This window comes from Maribacter sp. (assembly GCF_039968975.1).
GTDB lineage: Bacteria > Bacteroidota > Bacteroidia > Flavobacteriales > Flavobacteriaceae > Maribacter.
In genome coordinates, this window is sequence record NZ_JBDVOT010000138.1 from 14,745 (window position 1) to 31,430 (window position 16,686).

A 16,686-nucleotide genomic window follows, 5' to 3' on the forward strand; every position below is an offset into this window, starting at 1 on the left:
ATTGAAATGTTTGGACTAGCTACACTCTTTATGATTCCTTTATAAGGGTAAGTAATGCAATTCATTTTGCCTAAAAAAGCAAAACCCACCCTTGATAAATCAAGGATGGGAAAAAAATTGCTATGAAAAAGAAAATTAATATTGGTTGCCCAATATTATCTCAAATATACGTTTTTTATTTAAAAACCGGCTATTTAGAACTTATGAGAACATATCTTTTACTTTTTCAAAAAATGACTTATCAGATTTCTCAGGTCTAGGCTCAAAATTATCATTGCCCTGCATTTTCTCAAAGAACTCACGCTGTTCTTTATTCAATTCTTTAGGTGTCCAAACATTTACGTGTACCAATATATCACCAGCACCATAACCATTTAAACTTGTAATACCTTTACCTCTAAGTCTTAATATTTTACCAGACTGAATACCAGCTTCAAGCTTAATACGAACCTTACCGCCAACAGCGTCTATTTCTTTTGACGTACCTAAAACTGCTTCAGAAATACTAACATAAAGATCATAGTGAAGGTTATCACCTTCTCTTTTTAAGGTACTATGTTCTTGAGTTTCTATGGCAACCAATAAATCTCCTGGCACTCCGTTCCCTGGAGCATCATTACCCTTATTAGGTACTTTTAACTGCATACCCTCTTCTACACCTGCCGGTATATTGATAGAAACGGTTTCTTCTGCCACCTTAAGACCTTGTGCATCGGCATCACCAGGTTTACCATCTAAAATTTGACCACTACCACCGCAAGTACTACAAACTGCTGCAGTTTGCATTCTACCAAGTATAGTATTCTGAATTTTTGTCACCTGACCTCTACCATTACAAGTAGAACATGTTTTATAGGTAACCCCTTCCGCCTGAACTTTTCGTTTTACCTTAACTTTTTTCTCAACACCATTTGCAATCTCGTCTAAAGTCAATGAGACCCTAATACGAAGATTACTTCCTTTAACTCTACGTTGACCACCGCCACCGCCGAAACCACCAAAGCCTCCGCCGCCGAAACCGCCGCCAAATATATCACCGAATTGGCTGAAGATATCATCCATATTCATACCGCCACCAAAGCCGCCGCCACCGCCGCCTTCAAAGGCAGAATGACCGAATTGATCGTAACGAGCTTTCTTATCGGCATCGCTTAAGATCTCATAAGCCTCAGCAGATTTCTTGAACTTCTCCTCAGCAGAACTATCGCCCGGATTTTTATCTGGGTGATATTGCAATGCCTTTTTACGGTATGCTTTCTTTATTTCTGCAGCAGTTGCATTCTTACTGATGCCCAATACTTCATAATAATCTTCCTTCATTCCAATCTTTTAATTTCCTACTACTACTTTTGGATGTCTAATTATACGATCACCCAACTTAAATCCTTTTTCAATGACATCGATGATTTTACCTTTCATCTTTTTATCAGGAGCCGGTATTTGTGTAATTGCCTCATGTATTTCTGCATCGAATACATCACCCGCATTTGCCTCTACCATTTCTAAGCCTTTACCTTTTAGTGTTTCTCTAAGCTTAACATTAATCAACTCTACACCCTTAAAAGCATCTTTGTCTTCTGACTTTGCCAATTCTTTCATTGCTCTGTCAAAATCATCCAATACAGGCAATAATGAAACTATTACTTCTTGACCTGCAGTTTTGAACAACTCCATACGTTCTTTAGAAGTACGTCTTTTATAATTCTCAAATTCTGCAAATAATCTTAAAAACTTATCTTTCTCTTTTGCTAGCTCCTCACTTAAAGTCTCTTCTACAGACTTTTCTTCCACTTCCTCTTCATTCTCTAGCTTTTGTTCTTGCTCTTCGCCATCTAATAGCGCATCATCCAAGAATTCATCATCCAAAGTGTTTTCTTTATCACTCATAATTTATATTAATTTAAATCGCCGATTAAAAGCAGGCAAAAGTACTGCCAATTCTTTAAAAATGTCAAAATGTCACAAAAGTTTAAAAAAAAATCCGCTAAAAAGCGGATTTAATTATATCTGACAAATGAATAAGCTTTTATGAGACAAATTGTTTTGTTGCATTATTTTTAGCATCAACACACTCAGCATTGGTATTATAGATAGCACCAAGCGCTTGACAAATATTAACATATTGAAATATAAAACCTTCTTCTTCAATTTTTTTACTACTTACACGCTGACTAGCAAATAAGATATATGCCATTTTACCAAGTACGGTATACATTACAAATTTTGGGATATTAGGTAGAAACAATGGTTGATCTAGAGCCTTTGCTATCTCTTTTACCAACTTTATATTGGTTACAGGATTTGGCGCAACACCATTATACGTGCCTTTTAGTTTATACTTGGTTATATGTAAAAATATACTTGCTAAATCTGAAATATGAATCCATGATTGCCATTGTTCACCAGAACCAAAAGCTGCACCTACATAATATTTAACCGGTTTTGCCATTTCTGGTAAGGCACCACCATCTTTTGACATTACCAAGCCAATACGAACTTTAGCTACCGATAATCCAAGTGATTTAAACTCATTGATTTTCTTTTCCCAAAGACTAACTACCTCCCCCAGAAAACTCTCATCAACTTTTTCCTCGTTCTCAGTATAATAATTACTTAAAGAATCTGGATAAATACCAATTGCAGAAGCAGAAACCAAAGAAGTTACCGTATGGTTTTCATTTTCTAGCAGCGTTTTCTTTAAAAGCTCTAGTGTATTAACCCTGCTATTAATTATCTCTTTTTTATAACTGCTTGTCCACCTTTTAGAAATACTTGAACCAGCTAAATTGATAATGACCGAAACACCATCTAAACATTTAGCATCAATTTCTGCATTAGTAGGGTTCCAAAAATAACCTTGGTAGTTTTCTTCTGAAACAATTTTATTTTTACGTGTAGTAAGGTAGTTAATGGTATAACCTATATCATGGCATTGAGATACTAACTCGCTACCTACTAAACCTGTCGCACCTGTTATCAATACTTTCATGGACTAAAGGTATTATTTTTGATACATCTAGATACACTATTTAATTCCGATTTAACATTGTTGCCAAAGCTATTGAGGCGCAACGCGTTAAAGTTTTATTAATGCCCAAAATATTATTGTTTTTTTGCCCGTAACATTTCTCTTTTACCTGGAGGGCCAGGCAATCTTTCAACAAGAAAACCAACTTCTAACATGGCACGCCTTACACTACCTTTAGCAGCATAGGTAACTAAATAACCTCCATTTTTCATTGCATTGAACATGATTTGAAAAATTTCTACCGTCCATAATTCCGGTTGTACCCTAGCTCCAAAGGCATCAAAATAAATTAAATCATACGTATTGATATCATTGATTTCTTTGAAAAGCTTTTGTTGCTTAGTTAAATGGAAATTTGAAGTAATTTCTATCTCTTGACCCCATGCAGAAGTATGCATTAAATTAAAATCATCTTTTCTTGAAAGCGATTCTAACTCTTCCAAATAATTTAATTGATCAAGTTCTTCTGCTGAAACAGGATATGCTTCTACACCAGTATAATTAATTTGAAGATTTCGTTTTTCATATTCAATTAATGTTATGAAAGCATTTAAACCGGTACCAAAACCTATTTCAAGAATGTTCAATTCTTGATTTTTGAATAGATCTAAACCAGATTTTATAAAAACATGGTAAGCTTCTTGAATGGCACCATGTTTTGAATGGTACTGTTCTTGCCAGTCCATAATTTGGATGGTCTTAGAACCATCGCCCGTAGTAATAATTTCTCTTTTCAATTAATTGGGGACTATTACTCCTGTTGCTTCAAAACTATATGTTCTTTTTGGAGTTGTAATTTTTGTTATCTCTTCTGCTGTTTTACCACCATCTTTTGCATAATGCTGCAGATCACCAACGCTCATTTCCTCTACAAATGCCAAGCCATTTAATACAACTTCCTTATCTAGAATATCTGCAGGCATAAAAAACCCATAATCTTTAAATCTAACCATTGCCTGCTCACCCTCTGGTAGTTCAACGATCATCCAACATCCTTTTACCTTACAAACTTCTTTCACTTTAGTTTTAAACTGAAGATTCAAAGAATCTGACACGGCCATAGAAGTAAATTGTGCCATTACTTCATTTTTATCACTCAAAGATGTGATTTTAAATTCTTCGCCGTAAAATTCTGATGCATCTATTTCAGCATCTTGCTGGGCAAGGCATGTAAAAAACCCAAACAAAAAGACAAGTAATATGTTAAATCCTTTCATAAATCCTAAAAATGTTGATATCCGTGCAAAACTCATCAATTTAAAACTAAAAAAGAAGTGCTAGTAGGGATATTTGTTTAATTTTAATCAACTAAAGTTACATATTTCATGAGTATTGCAACGAAAGATATCATAGTAGAAAAGGTAAAAACATCAAAAATTGACCAAGTAGATTTTGACAATCTTGCCTTTGGTTCAGTATTTACAGACCATATGTTAGTCTGTACTTATAAGAACGGTGCATGGGAAACTCCTAAAATAACACCATACCAACCTATTACGCTAGACCCTTCTTCCAAGATTTTTCATTACGGACAATCTATTTTTGAAGGTATGAAAGCTTATAAAGATAAAAATGACGATGTCTATTTATTTAGACCGTTAGAAAACCATAAGCGTTTTAATATTTCAGCCAAAAGAATGTGTATTCCAGAAATTCCTGAAGATTACTTTATGGAAGGACTAACCACACTTCTTAATTTAGATAAAGATTTCATACCAACTAATGACGGTAGTTCTTTATACATTAGACCTTTTATGTTTGCTTCTGGCAATGGATTTCATGCATCACCAGCAGACGAATACAAGTTCATTATAGCTTGTGCACCTTCTGGAGCATATTTTTCTGGCAAGGTAAAAGTACTTATAGAAGAAAAATATTCCAGATCGGCAAACGGTGGCGTAGGTTACGCTAAAGCTGGTGGTAATTATGCAGGTCAGTTCTACCCAACACAACTAGCTGTTGAAAAAGGATACAACCAAGTAATCTGGACAGATGACACCAACCATGAGTTTATTGAAGAAGCTGGTGCCATGAATATATTCATTAGAATAAATGACACCTTATTAACAGGACCAACCAGTGACCGTATACTTGATGGTATTACCAGAAAAAGTATTTTAGATATTGCTAAAGATCAAGGCATAAAGACCGAGGTTAGAAAAATTACCGTAAAAGAAGTTGTTGAAGCAGCCAAAGACGGAAGTTTAAAAGAAATGTTCGGTGCAGGTACAGCAGCGGTAATTTCACCAATTGCAGGTTTTGGTTACAGAAACACCGATTATGATTTACCAGAATTAGAAAACAGTTTTGGACAACAATTAAAGAAAATCATAACAGATATACAGTACAATAAATCTGAAGATAAATTTGGATGGCGATATAAAGTCAAAGCATAGAAAAAAAAAGGGGGCAATACGCCCCCTTTTTTATTTATCTAAAATGACACCAATATTTGGCTTAGAATAATTGGGTCCTTTAAGCACCTTACCATCTTCACGGTAAATAGGCCTACCGTCCTCACCAAGCTTACTCATATTACTTCTTTGTATCTCATTGAACACTTCTTCTATCTTATACTGCATACCATGCTCTAAAATAGTACCACACAATATATATAACATATCTCCCAAAGCATCTGCAACTTCAACAAGATCATTATTTTGAGCCGCTTCTAAATACTCTTTATTCTCCTCATCCATTAAATTATAGCGCAAGGTGTTCTTTGCTTCCCCTAAATCCGCAATCATGTCTTCTGAAACGCCCAGACCAAAAGAATTATGGAATTCTTCAACTGCTTTGATTTTGTTTTTCATCTTTATTATTCTGTTTTCCGTTAGCTTTGCGTAAAAATATAAAATATGTTTAGCACCGGACAAATCATTTTTGCTATCGCATTTGCCGTGGTTTTTGCCATTATTATTATTATTTCTTATCGAAAAGACCTTGAGTTACACAAAAAAAACTTCAAAGGTGTAAAATGGATCGGCGTTTTCTTTGCACTATTTATAATTTTACTGCTTTTCATAAAGTTTTTCCTAAAAGAATAGTTAATTTTTTTCCTACACCACAAAAATTAACATTTTCACAACATAATGCGGAATATCGACGTTATATATACCAAATACCGTAATTTTGCGTTATTCATCTATAAGATGTATTATATTATGATGACATTTCTTACAATTTTTTTAGTGTTAGTAGGTATCAACATTGCCTTGGTAGTAGTTAGTTTGATCAGTGTTTCTCAAAAAACGAAGACATCAGCTAAACAACCAACATCTGTAATCTATCCTTTAGATTTACTTACTACAAGCTACAAGAAAGCAGTTTAGTTTTTACCTTTATAAGGTATGAAACAATTTTTACTGGTTTTTTTAGGCGGAGGTTTTGGTAGTATGTTAAGATATTATGTATCTAAAAACCTTAACGCCTATTATTCAAATTTTTATTTAGGTACATTTTTAGTAAATGTAATTGGTTGCTTATTAATAGGGATATTAATAGGACTCTCTCTCAAGAACAACTACATTTCAGAAAATCAAACTTTATTATTAGCTACTGGTTTTTGTGGTGGCTTTACCACCTTTTCTACTTTTGCTCTAGAAAGCAATATCCTTTTTAAAGAATCCTCACTGTTACAAACGTCTTTATACATGGGCTTAAGTGTAGCAATTGGTATACTTGCTATATCATTTGGGTTATGGATTTGCAAAATGTTATAGAACTAACATTCATTAGTCACTATTTTATTTTTATACATTTTTTTAAGTATTTGCAGTTTTATTAAACAATTGTTAGATAATTGGTCATTTTTCTGACGATTTTTCTATAGCAAACATCAAATTTCTACCCGCCATTCTCGAAATATTCAATATTGACATACATAATTAGTGTTACCCCCAAAATTAAGGGGTATATATTGTCATTATCATAAAAATTAACATAGATACCCTCATATTTTTAGGGTGAGTATTTTTTTAACATATATTTGGCAGTATCAAAAACTTATTCAAATGAAAAAAATCGAGGCAATTATCAGAAAATCAAAGTTTGACGATGTCAAAGAGGCATTGCACAAGATTGAAGTTAACTTCTTTAGTTACTGGGACGTAACAGGAGTAGGAAATGAAAAACAAGGTCATGTATATCGTGGTATCTCTTATAGCACTACAGACATTCAACGTAGATATTTATCTATAGTTGTTTCAGACGACTTTTTAGAAAAAACAGTAGATACAATTCTTGAATCGGCATATTCAGGTAATGTTGGTGACGGAAAAGTATTTGTATCAGAAGTATTAGAAGCCTATCGAATTAGAACCAAAGAAAAAGGTTTGGCAGGAATTAACTAACCCTTATAAGAACCACTCAAAAAATTACAATTATGAATGAAGCAACACAAGAATCAATGAATGCAGCTATAGATGCGATAAATGGAGACATGGGAGCCTTATGGATTACCATTGCCGCTATTTTAGTTTTCTTTATGCAAGCAGGGTTCACTTTGGTAGAAGTAGGTTTTACCAGAAGTAAGAACTCAGGAAACATAGTAATGAAAAACTTAATGGACCTTGCCGTAGGTTCAATTATGTTCTGGGCCGTAGGTTACGGTATAATGTACGGTAGTGATTTAGTATTAGGCGGCTTTTTTAGATCAAGCCCTGCAGAACAAGGATATTTCTTCTTTAGCGCTACAGATTGGTATAATTTATTCTTTCAAACTGTTTTCTGTGCAACAGCAGCTACAATTGTATCTGGAGCCGTTGCAGAACGTACTAAATTTTCAACTTATTTAATTTTATCTGCAGTATTAACAACATTCATTTACCCTATATCAGGTAGTTGGTACTGGCCATTTGATGATGATGCATGGTTAAACACTGCTGGTTTTATTGATTTTGCAGGTTCTTCCGTAGTACACGCCGTAGGTGGTGGAGCTGCTTTGGTAGCTGCTATTATGGTAGGCCCAAGAATTGGTAAATACGTTGACGGTGAAGTAAAAGTTATACCTGGTCACAATATGATGTATGGCGCGTTAGGTGTACTTATCCTTTGGTTAGGATGGTTCGGTTTTAACGGAGGTTCTCAATTAGCATGGGGCGGTGATGATACTATTGCAGCTGGTAGCGTAATTATCAATACAAATTTAGCAGCAGCAATTGGAGCCATTGCAGCTCTTTTCTTAACATGGGTTAAATACGGAAAGCCAGACCTTTCTATGACATTGAACGGTGCTTTAGCAGGTTTAGTTGGTATTACAGCAGGTTGTGGTGCCGTAAACGCGTATGGTGCAGTTGCAATAGGCCTAGTTTGCGGGTTGGCAGTAGTGCTTTCTATTGAAATATTAGATAAAAAGTTTAAAATTGACGATCCTGTAGGTGCTATATCTGTTCACGGCACATGTGGTTTCATCGGTACTGTGTTAGTTGGTGTATTCGCTTTAGACGGTGGTCTTTTATACGGAGGTGGCGCTAGTCTTCTTTGGGTTCAGACTTACGGTTCTCTAGCTTACATCTTATGGGCAGCTTTTGGAACCTTTGTTGTTCTTTTCATATTAAAGAAAACAATTGGTTTAAGAGTTTCAAAACAAGACGAGATCGAAGGATTGGATATTACAGAGCATGGTCTTGAAGCTTACCCTGAGCATATTTCAAGCGACAAATAAAAAAATACGGAGCGTTTTGCAGAACGCTCCGTTACATAACCTTATCAATAAATTACTCAATTTAATTCATTCCTAAAAGGGATAAAATTCAAAACTTATGAAAACGATTATAAATACAAAGTACGTAAAAAATATTTTTGCAACAGGTCTTATGCTTTTTACAGCTGCTGGCGTAGTAGCTCAGGAAGATGAAGAAGAGAAAAAGATTAGCATTAGCGGTTCTGTTGATGCTTACTATCAAACTAACTTAAGTGCATCAGACGCAACAGCACAATCATTCGGTAGTTCTTTTGCGAATGAATTAGGTTTTGCACTAGGTATGGCAAATATAGTTGCTGCTTACGAAGGCGAAAAAACAGGTGTAGTTGCTGATGTAGTTTTTGGACCAAGAGGAGAAGATGCTGTTGGTGGATACAACCTTAACCAACTTTATGCATACTGGAATGTATCTGATGGTACTACTTTAACAATGGGTAGATTCAACACTTACTTAGGATACGAAGTAATTTCACCTGTAGGTAACTTTAACTACAGCACATCTTACTTATTTTCTAGCGGACCTTTCTCTCACGTTGGTTTAAAAGCTGATTTTGCACTTTCTGATGATTTCAGTTTAATGTTAGCTATTATGAATGTAACTGACACTAACAATAACTTAACGGGTGCTTATTCAGCTGGTGCTCAATTAGGTTATTCTGGTCAATACCTTAACTTCTACTACGATGGTGGTGAAGCTTTAGGTTTTGAAGTTGATTACACAGGTGGTTTTGATCTTTCTGAAGATTTCTATTTAGGAATAAATGCTGCTTATGCTGACAACGACGGTGCAGGTTTCTCAGGCGTTGCGCTTTACCCACAGTATGCTACTTCAGATGATTTTTCTATTGGTTTAAGAGGTGAATACTTTGCTGTTGATTTAGATACACCTGGCGTAGATAACCCAAATGTATTAGGTTTAACATTAACAGGTAGCTATTCAGTAGAAAACTTAACAATTAAGCCAGAAATCAGATTAGATTCTTGGGGTAGCGATGTTGAGCCTTATTTCGATGCAGATGGTGCAGCTTCTAAAAGCTTATCTTCTTTCTTAGTTGCAGCAGTTTATTCTTTCTAAGTTGTAGATAAAATTAATGGTTGATTTTATAGTTTAAGTTTTAAAACCTCGGCAAGTATTGCCGAGGTTTTTTATTATCTGTAATTAATGCTTAAAAGCCTTTACCCCTACCTTAATTTCAATATCTAAATTATTAACAGCAGGTACTAAAGGACAACTAAATTTCTTATTGTAGGCACAGTAAGGATTATATGCTTTGTTAAAATCAAGAATAATGGTATTACCATCAGGAATTCTTAAATCTAAATACCTACCACCACCATAAGTCTCTTCACCATTTGTATTATCCGTAAATGGTAAAAACAGGTAATCCTCATATTTTTCTTGCGTAATTAAATCAGGAGATTGATAAATTTCCAATTCATGTGCTTTTCCATTAATAGAAAACTTTGCGATAGCATACACTACCTCTGTAGACTCCCTATCTGTAGTAGTAGGCATTGAAAACGGCAAAGCTTCTGGAGTTCTTATAAATTCTGCCTCAATTACATAACTGGTATCTGGCTCAAAGAAATCTAAAGTTTCAAAATCAATTCGAAATCGATCCGCTAATGGAGAAGTTTCAGGATCTTTAAATTCAGCATTTAATTCTTTCTGAAAAATTAAAATATCCGTTAATTTATTTGATGTTGCAGTAGAAACGGCTTCATCTTTTACATCGTGATATTTCTTTCCTTGTCCGCATGAAACAAACATTCCCAAAACCAAAACTGCAATACATAATCTCATATTTCTTCCTTTACGCTTCAAAAATACAATTTATTCATTGTAAGTTATTTTACATATAATCGTACTTTAGAACCTTATACTTTTTAAATATGAAATTTATACATGTACTGCCGATTTTACTTTTAACCCTATTCAGTTGTAACGAACATAAGACAGCAACTGAAAAAGTGGCTGTTGTAGAAGAAATTAGAGTAATGCCAGAGCTAAACCCTGAAAGTTACAACGTTGCCTTTCTTATTATGGATGGCACTTTTAATACTGAATTTACGGCACCATTCGATATTTTTCAACATACAAAATATAGAAAAAATATAAAGGCAATGAATACTTTTATAGTTGCCAACACTTTAGAAGCCATCACCACTTTTGAGGGAGTACGTATACTACCAGATTATGACTACACAAAAGATGAGTTGCCTAGAATAGATATTTTAGTAGTACCTAGCGCAGAACATTCCATGGACAGTGATTTGGAAGACACTGTAATGTTAGATTTCATAAAAAAAGTCGATGAAACCGCTATTTATATGACAAGCCACTGCGACGGAGCCTTCCCCTTGGCTAAGACAGGAATTTTAGATTCAGTTGCTTCAACCACCTTCCCTAGCGATGTGGAAAATTACAGAAAGATGTTTCCTAATCTGAATATAAAAGACAATGTCTTATTTGTTCACGACGGAAAATACATTACCTCTGCAGGCGGAGCTAAAAGCTTTGAAGCAGCCCTATACCTTTGTGAAGTGCTTTATGGAAAAGAAATTACCAAATCTTTAGCAAAAGGATTGGTCATAGATTGGGATCTAAAAAAGGTGCCACACCTTACTGTTCAATAACATCATATCTAGCATCTTTTAGATACTTTTTTATCATCTCATTAAACTCTGGCATAATTTTAAACAATGATGTATGCTCTATTGAATACAGCTTTTGCTCATCAGAGTATCCTGTTTTCAAAAGTTCTTCCAGATAAAAAAGTGCCGTACCATAATCTTCCATTTTAGAACTAGCGGATATGACATTTAAATAACCTTCATGCTCAGTTGGTGCAGTTATAGTTTTTATCATGTTCAACAAGTTTAAAGCCTCCCAATCAACCTTTTCATCTGCAGCTATAAAATCGATATTATCAGAAACCAAGGCATTAATATAACCTCTTAACCTAGCAGACATTTGACGCTCAAACAGATTAGTACTTTTATCTAATTTGCTTAGTTCATCCATCTGATAATTCCACCAACCTAAATTGGTATAGTTATATGAAATGATATCTTCTTCCAAATAATAGCTATAATCCTCTTTAGTAAACGACTCTTTCAGAAAATAACTATTCTGACTTCTGTTGGCCTGCCTGTAAGAGGTGCTTCTTCTCAATACTTTTTGCGAGGCCTTCAAAGAGTCCAGTTCCATTAAAGGATAGAATATTTTCTCCATATCTAACATTTGATATGTTGCCAATAATGGCTTTTGCTTAGAAGCATTAGTATTAACATCTACCAAAAACTCATTATATGATGCATTGATTAAACTGTCGTTTCGCTGCAAATGACCCTTTGCCATACTGGTCAATGTTAGCATTCTAAACGCTTTAGCTATTATATCTTTTTCCGGCAGGTTACGCTCACTATCAAACACCAATAATTCATTCGGAAATTTCAACTTGTTAAGTGTCTGTTTAGCATTATACATCTCAGTAAAATTATAATCTGACCTATTGACCAAACCAATAAACTGAAAAGGTTGTTTTACATTCAATATTTCAACATTCCCTACAGATGCACCAATTGAAATAACGCCTTTTATTTCCCTAACAAACGTTGGTAAAATAGATGCGAACATTGCGCCACTGGAAAACCCAGCCGTGTACGTACGATTTTTTGCCGTAGGTATCGTATTAAATACAGAATTGAACATTCTATTTGCAACCAAAACGTTCTCTGCAATAGATAGAGAATCACTTATATTATTGGAACTTGCCAATACATAACCTTCTTTCTCTGCGGCATTGATCAACATAGAAACTGCCGCCTTTCCTTTACCATCTAAATCCATCACAAAAACTACAGGCCAAGGTTTGTTTACTTCAAAATCTGTAGGTAAATAAAGTGAATACGTTTCGCTGACAGAATCATTCACTATTAAATTTTCTGTAATGGCACCTCTTAAAAGTCTAAGCTCTTGAGCAAAAGAAGTCCACGAAATCAAAACAAAGGCAAAGAGTAGTATTTTTTTCATCATTTATTTTGCATCAAAAATCTAGCCAAAATAATATTTAATCAATTGTCTTTTAAATTCAAATTACAAATACAACTTAAATCTAGTTAAAACAATTATAGAAATTCTATTTTATTTTATGCATTGGGGCATTTGAAATTACTTGCGACAATACAATATGTGTTCTGGTTTCGCCATATTGAATGAGCTTATCAATAAATTTTTCTAAATGGAATTGATCTTTCAATACCACCTCCATAACTATATTCTCATTACCAGTTATTCTATAGCAATTTATAACCTCTTGCAAAGTTGGTACCACAGCCAAAAAAGGTTTTAATTTCCCCATAAAAGCGCGTAATGTAATTATTGCTTTTAATTGGTGCCCTGTCAATGCATGAGATACGGTAGCCTTGTAGCCATGTATAATACCAAGATCCTCCATTTTCTTAACACGCTCAGCTACTGCAGGCGCTGTTAGCCCTACCGTGCGACCAATATTCGCAAAAGATTCTCTAGCATTATCCTGCAATTGCTTTAGTATTTTCCAATTAAGCTCATCAATCTTTGGATTCAAAAGTTTTTCTGTTTAATTATTTGTTATCAAAGGTAAAAATACAAATTACGTTTCTATTCAATAGAAAATTTACAAATAACTAACGTAATTTTATATGACGCTAATTACACCCCACATAATGGCATATCGAAGTTTAAGACATTTACCTATTTACAGGAAAGCATTGGAGCTCTGCACAATGAGTAGAGAGATTGCCTCATATGTATCTTTTAATAAAGATTTAATGCGCCTATGCGAATCAAAAAGTCTTAGGGATATAATGGCCAATTCTATCTTAACAGATTCTATTTTAATACCTCAAAAAATTGCACAGGTAGAATATTCTAATTGTAGCAATGAACGTCTAGAAACCATTTCTTACATAAATATTATTATAAGAAATATCAACTCTTATTGTATAGGCTTAGAAAAACATGGTGTAAAAGAAACGGAGTACATCAATCTATTAAGAAAAGAGATAAAAAGTTTTAGAAAATCTTATAAAGCTTGGAAATCCGAGCACTCTTAATCGTTTTAAATTCTTCCCAAATTACGAGATATAGCAGGCGATTTAAGAATTATGAGCTATTTTTGAAGCCATAATAAACTTCCATTGAAAACAACAATTCTCGTTCATTGTCCAGATCAAGCAGGTATTATATGCACCGTAACCGGATTTATAAGTAAAAACAAAGGTAACATTGTTTACCTTGACCAGCATGTAGATAAATCTGCCAACGTATTCTTTATGCGTACCGTAGTTGAGTTCGAAGAAGACTTCTCTGATTTAGAACACTTTAAATCTCTTTTTCAAAAGGAGTTAGCTTCTGCTTATAATATGAAATGGAGCTTACATACAGATGATAAATTGCCTAAAATGGCCATTTTCGTATCTAAGTACAAACATTGCCTTTATGACTTGTTAAGCAGGTATCGTTCTGGTGAACTAGCAGTTGAGATACCTTTTATTTTAAGCAACCACAATGACCTTAAAGATATTGCAGATCAATTCAATATTCCATTCTACCATATACCTTTTACTAAAGAGAATAGAAATGAAGCGGAACAAGAACAATTGACATTACTAGAAAAATATGATATTGACTTCATTGTTTTGGCCAGGTATATGCAAATAGTAAGCGGAACGCTTATCAATAAATTTCCAAATAAAATTATAAATATTCACCATTCATTTTTACCTGCGTTTGCCGGAGCAAAACCATATCACGCAGCATTTAAAAGAGGTGTGAAAATTATAGGCGCAACTAGTCATTATGTAACAGAAGAACTAGATGCCGGTCCAATCATTGAGCAAGATGTAACCACGGTAACCCACTCCCACTCTATTACAGATTTCATTGCAAAAGGTAGGGATTTGGAAAAAATAGTTCTTTCAAGAGGTGTAAAACTACATATTGCACGTAAAACAATGGTATACAACAATAAAACTATAATATTCTCGTAAGTAAAATAGACTCTAAATAAATATTAATAAGATGATTAAAAAAGTAAGCTTAGCTATTTGCATGTTGGTAATAGTATCATGTGCAGAATTACAACAAGTTGTAAATCAATTACCAACTTCCACTGAAGGCGTTTTAAGTAACGAAACCATTGCCAACGGATTAAAAGAAGCTCTTGACCTAGGTATTGAAAAACAGGTTAGTAAATTAACCGCTACTGACGGATTCTACAAAAATGAATTGGTAAAAATTCTTTTACCAGAAGATTTACAAAAGGTTGATAAAACTTTACGCGATATAGGATTGGGTAGCTTAGCAGATGAAGGATTAAAAGTTTTAAATCGTGCTGCTGAAGATGCTGTTTCAGAAGCCACACCTATTTTCGTAAATGCCGTTAAAGAAATGTCTTTTGCAGATGCAAAAAATATATTATTAGGAAGTGATGACGCAGCAACTACTTATTTAGAAACTAAAACAAATACTGAGTTGTACGCAAAATTCAACCCGGTTATTAGTGAGTCATTTAAAAAAGTAGGAGCAGATAAAATTTGGAGCTCAATCATTACAAAGTACAATTCTATACCGCTTACAAATAATATAAATCCTGATTTAACTGATTATGTTACAGAAGAAGCATTATCTGGAGTTTATAAAATGATAGCTGTAGAAGAAGAGGAAATTAGAACAAAATATTCTTCAAGAACAACAGATGTACTTAAAAAAGTATTTGCTCTTCAAGATAAAAATTAGATTTTCTTTAGCTCTTACAATAACTTAAAAAGTTATGCGTTAAAATTAAACAGAACAACATTAAAGCATTCATTTTCAATTTTTTGAGTTAGTTATTTTTTGAGTTAGTTAGTTAGTTAAAAACCGGTGGGAGCATCGGTTTTTTTTGTTTTTAACCCAAATAAAAAGTCTAAAATACGTAGTTGACGCTCAACAATAGCTTCAAACTTTTATTAATTCTGTCCTACTAAATAAGATACCACTTTCTCATTAAAAAAATTAGGCTGTTCCACATTTACTACGTGACCACAGTCCTCAACCACGATCAACTTTGAAAGCTCATGAGATTTTGCAATTTTGCGAATACTTGGCAAGAACAAATAATCTTCTTCGCCCATAACATATAGTGTAGGTATTTTTATATCTGCAGATCTAAAGAATTGAAGCAGCGGATTAATCTCTGAAGTGAGCTTAAACCATCTAATAAACTCTTTTTGGTATAATTTCTTTGCCTCACGGACAAATAGCAACCTAGACTCTCTATGGTTCTTATTAGGCATTATAATAATGGCAAAAAACTTATAAAGCCATAAATAAGGTATTACAGTTTTAAAAATAATACCTAGTTTCATTAATATTTGTGAGCGTAAATTTAATTTCATAATTGCACCGCCCATTACCATACTTTCTACTCGCTCTGGGTAATTTTCTGCTAAATTTCTAATTAGTATAGTACCAAGAGATATACCTACAAAATGTGATTTTTCAATCTTTTCATGATCAATAACCTCTACTATATCGTTAGTTATAACATCGAAAGTGTATTTTTCATCAAATACATTCTTAAGACTTGGTTTTGAATTACCATGCCCCCTTAAATCTAAAAGCAGTACGTTGAAATGTTTTTTGAACTCTCTTATCTGCTTATACCAAATAGAAGAACTGCCACCTGCACCGTGTACAAATGTAACCCAAGTGGTAGATGTTTTATGTTGATATGTTATATAATGAAGCAAATTGAAAATTTCTTTAAAAGACAGTTAATTTACAATGTATTAATTCTTTTTGATATAACATTTAGGATAATCAAATTTCACACAAAATGAACAACCTTTTAAGTTATCAGCTACATAAATGTTAAAAAAAAGACATATTACCTATTAATTAGATGTACAACTCAACATACCCACG

20 protein-coding genes are annotated in these 16,686 nt (G+C 33.8%); 10 read left to right on the forward strand and 10 right to left on the reverse strand.

The genetic code is table 11. The features are described from left to right. Positions 1-201 precede the first annotated feature (201 nt). The 5 genes from dnaJ to ABJI11_RS09070 form a co-directional block, all read right to left on the reverse strand. Positions 202-1,320 carry a molecular chaperone DnaJ gene (gene dnaJ / locus ABJI11_RS09050; protein ID WP_348351413.1) on the reverse strand — a complete coding sequence of 373 codons (1,119 nt, stop codon included), beginning with the start codon at positions 1,318-1,320 and terminating at the stop codon, positions 202-204. A 9-nt stretch (positions 1,321-1,329) separates the two neighbouring features. Then, entirely contained in the window at positions 1,330-1,887 is a 558-nt protein-coding gene (locus ABJI11_RS09055) for a nucleotide exchange factor GrpE (protein WP_348351415.1), read from the reverse strand. Positions 1,888-2,026: 139 nt separating this feature from the next. Continuing rightward, a complete protein-coding gene (locus tag ABJI11_RS09060) occupies positions 2,027-2,989 on the reverse strand; it encodes a TIGR01777 family oxidoreductase (protein ID WP_348351418.1) in 963 nt (320 codons plus the stop codon). A 113-nt stretch (positions 2,990-3,102) separates the two neighbouring features. Further along, positions 3,103-3,765, reverse strand: a complete 663-nt coding sequence (gene mnmD / locus ABJI11_RS09065) for a tRNA (5-methylaminomethyl-2-thiouridine)(34)-methyltransferase MnmD (RefSeq protein WP_348351420.1) — start codon at positions 3,763-3,765, stop codon at positions 3,103-3,105. Then, positions 3,766-4,245, reverse strand: a complete 480-nt coding sequence (locus tag ABJI11_RS09070) for a DUF4920 domain-containing protein (protein ID WP_348351422.1) — start codon at positions 4,243-4,245, stop codon at positions 3,766-3,768. A gap of 108 nt (positions 4,246-4,353) precedes the next feature. Between ABJI11_RS09070 and ABJI11_RS09075 the strand changes: the two genes are divergently transcribed. Next, on the forward strand, positions 4,354-5,424 hold the full coding sequence (locus ABJI11_RS09075) for a branched-chain amino acid aminotransferase (protein ID WP_348351424.1): 1,071 nt from the start codon (positions 4,354-4,356) through the stop codon (positions 5,422-5,424). 30 nt (positions 5,425-5,454) lie between these two features. On the opposite strand, the gene ABJI11_RS09080 is transcribed toward ABJI11_RS09075, so the two are convergent. Beyond that, the gene (locus ABJI11_RS09080; RefSeq protein ID WP_348351426.1) at positions 5,455-5,841 is read right to left on the reverse strand and encodes a nucleoside triphosphate pyrophosphohydrolase family protein; all 387 of its coding nucleotides are present in this window, start codon (positions 5,839-5,841) and stop codon (positions 5,455-5,457) included. 351 nt (positions 5,842-6,192) lie between these two features. Between ABJI11_RS09080 and ABJI11_RS09085 the strand changes: the two genes are divergently transcribed. The 5 genes from ABJI11_RS09085 to ABJI11_RS09105 all read left to right on the forward strand — a co-directional run bounded on the left by ABJI11_RS09085 (position 6,193) and on the right by ABJI11_RS09105 (position 9,807). Further along, positions 6,193-6,360, forward strand: coding sequence for a hypothetical protein (locus tag ABJI11_RS09085; protein ID WP_348351428.1), 168 nt, complete (start codon positions 6,193-6,195; stop codon positions 6,358-6,360). 18 nt (positions 6,361-6,378) lie between these two features. Further along, positions 6,379-6,750 (forward strand): fluoride efflux transporter CrcB, encoded by a 372-nt coding sequence (gene crcB, locus ABJI11_RS09090; protein ID WP_348351430.1) that lies wholly within the window; start codon positions 6,379-6,381, stop codon positions 6,748-6,750. 291 nt (positions 6,751-7,041) lie between these two features. Continuing rightward, a complete protein-coding gene (locus tag ABJI11_RS09095) occupies positions 7,042-7,380 on the forward strand; it encodes a P-II family nitrogen regulator (RefSeq protein ID WP_276492274.1) in 339 nt (112 codons plus the stop codon). 32 nt (positions 7,381-7,412) lie between these two features. After that, positions 7,413-8,693, forward strand: coding sequence for an ammonium transporter (gene amt, locus ABJI11_RS09100; RefSeq protein WP_348351432.1), 1,281 nt, complete (start codon positions 7,413-7,415; stop codon positions 8,691-8,693). 97 nt (positions 8,694-8,790) lie between these two features. Continuing rightward, a complete protein-coding gene (locus tag ABJI11_RS09105) occupies positions 8,791-9,807 on the forward strand; it encodes an outer membrane beta-barrel protein (protein ID WP_348351434.1) in 1,017 nt (338 codons plus the stop codon). 84 nt (positions 9,808-9,891) lie between these two features. On the opposite strand, the gene ABJI11_RS09110 is transcribed toward ABJI11_RS09105, so the two are convergent. Beyond that, positions 9,892-10,557 carry a DUF1684 domain-containing protein gene (locus tag ABJI11_RS09110; RefSeq protein ID WP_348351436.1) on the reverse strand — a complete coding sequence of 222 codons (666 nt, stop codon included), beginning with the start codon at positions 10,555-10,557 and terminating at the stop codon, positions 9,892-9,894. Positions 10,558-10,625: 68 nt separating this feature from the next. Here ABJI11_RS09110 and ABJI11_RS09115 point away from each other — a divergent pair, with 68 nt between their 5' ends. After that, entirely contained in the window at positions 10,626-11,369 is a 744-nt protein-coding gene (locus tag ABJI11_RS09115; RefSeq protein ID WP_348351438.1) for a DJ-1/PfpI family protein, read from the forward strand. Here the strand turns inward: ABJI11_RS09115 and ABJI11_RS09120 are convergent. After that, positions 11,356-12,771 carry an alpha/beta hydrolase gene (locus tag ABJI11_RS09120; protein WP_348351440.1) on the reverse strand — a complete coding sequence of 472 codons (1,416 nt, stop codon included), beginning with the start codon at positions 12,769-12,771 and terminating at the stop codon, positions 11,356-11,358. The genes ABJI11_RS09115 and ABJI11_RS09120 overlap by 14 nt on opposite strands. Before the next feature lie 103 nt (positions 12,772-12,874). Next, the gene (locus tag ABJI11_RS09125) at positions 12,875-13,324 is read right to left on the reverse strand and encodes an Lrp/AsnC family transcriptional regulator (protein WP_276492268.1); all 450 of its coding nucleotides are present in this window, start codon (positions 13,322-13,324) and stop codon (positions 12,875-12,877) included. Positions 13,325-13,442: 118 nt separating this feature from the next. Here ABJI11_RS09125 and ABJI11_RS09130 point away from each other — a divergent pair, with 118 nt between their 5' ends. The 3 genes from ABJI11_RS09130 to ABJI11_RS09140 all read left to right on the forward strand — a co-directional run bounded on the left by ABJI11_RS09130 (position 13,443) and on the right by ABJI11_RS09140 (position 15,516). Continuing rightward, entirely contained in the window at positions 13,443-13,832 is a 390-nt protein-coding gene (locus tag ABJI11_RS09130) for a hypothetical protein (protein WP_348351442.1), read from the forward strand. 84 nt (positions 13,833-13,916) lie between these two features. After that, the gene (purU, locus tag ABJI11_RS09135; RefSeq protein WP_348351444.1) at positions 13,917-14,768 is read left to right on the forward strand and encodes a formyltetrahydrofolate deformylase; all 852 of its coding nucleotides are present in this window, start codon (positions 13,917-13,919) and stop codon (positions 14,766-14,768) included. Positions 14,769-14,799: 31 nt separating this feature from the next. Next, on the forward strand, positions 14,800-15,516 hold the full coding sequence (locus ABJI11_RS09140) for a DUF4197 domain-containing protein (RefSeq protein WP_348351446.1): 717 nt from the start codon (positions 14,800-14,802) through the stop codon (positions 15,514-15,516). Between the two features lie 212 nt (positions 15,517-15,728). Here the strand turns inward: ABJI11_RS09140 and ABJI11_RS09145 are convergent, their stop codons facing one another. Then, positions 15,729-16,511, reverse strand: coding sequence for an alpha/beta hydrolase (locus tag ABJI11_RS09145; RefSeq protein WP_348351448.1), 783 nt, complete (start codon positions 16,509-16,511; stop codon positions 15,729-15,731). Between the last annotated feature and the right edge of the window lie 175 nt (positions 16,512-16,686).

Bases quoted from the DNA above. Each gene is read 5' to 3' on its own strand.
- ABJI11_RS09080 (WP_348351426.1), bottom strand. From the start codon at position 5,841: ATGAAAAACAAAATCAAAGCAGTTGAAGAATTCCATAATTCTTTTGGT.
- ABJI11_RS09075 (WP_348351424.1), top strand. From the start codon at position 4,354: ATGAGTATTGCAACGAAAGATATCATAGTAGAAAAGGTAAAAACATCA.
- ABJI11_RS09055 (WP_348351415.1), bottom strand. From the start codon at position 1,887: ATGAGTGATAAAGAAAACACTTTGGATGATGAATTCTTGGATGATGCG.
- ABJI11_RS09130 (WP_348351442.1), top strand. From the start codon at position 13,443: ATGGCATATCGAAGTTTAAGACATTTACCTATTTACAGGAAAGCATTG.
- amt (WP_348351432.1), top strand. From the start codon at position 7,413: ATGAATGAAGCAACACAAGAATCAATGAATGCAGCTATAGATGCGATA.
- crcB (WP_348351430.1), top strand. From the start codon at position 6,379: ATGAAACAATTTTTACTGGTTTTTTTAGGCGGAGGTTTTGGTAGTATG.
- ABJI11_RS09060 (WP_348351418.1), bottom strand. From the start codon at position 2,989: ATGAAAGTATTGATAACAGGTGCGACAGGTTTAGTAGGTAGCGAGTTA.
- dnaJ (WP_348351413.1), bottom strand. From the start codon at position 1,320: ATGAAGGAAGATTATTATGAAGTATTGGGCATCAGTAAGAATGCAACT.
- ABJI11_RS09095 (WP_276492274.1), top strand. From the start codon at position 7,042: ATGAAAAAAATCGAGGCAATTATCAGAAAATCAAAGTTTGACGATGTC.
- ABJI11_RS09070 (WP_348351422.1), bottom strand. From the start codon at position 4,245: ATGAAAGGATTTAACATATTACTTGTCTTTTTGTTTGGGTTTTTTACA.
- ABJI11_RS09105 (WP_348351434.1), top strand. From the start codon at position 8,791: ATGAAAACGATTATAAATACAAAGTACGTAAAAAATATTTTTGCAACA.
- ABJI11_RS09120 (WP_348351440.1), bottom strand. From the start codon at position 12,771: ATGATGAAAAAAATACTACTCTTTGCCTTTGTTTTGATTTCGTGGACT.
- ABJI11_RS09140 (WP_348351446.1), top strand. From the start codon at position 14,800: ATGATTAAAAAAGTAAGCTTAGCTATTTGCATGTTGGTAATAGTATCA.
- ABJI11_RS09115 (WP_348351438.1), top strand. From the start codon at position 10,626: ATGAAATTTATACATGTACTGCCGATTTTACTTTTAACCCTATTCAGT.
- ABJI11_RS09085 (WP_348351428.1), top strand. From the start codon at position 6,193: ATGATGACATTTCTTACAATTTTTTTAGTGTTAGTAGGTATCAACATT.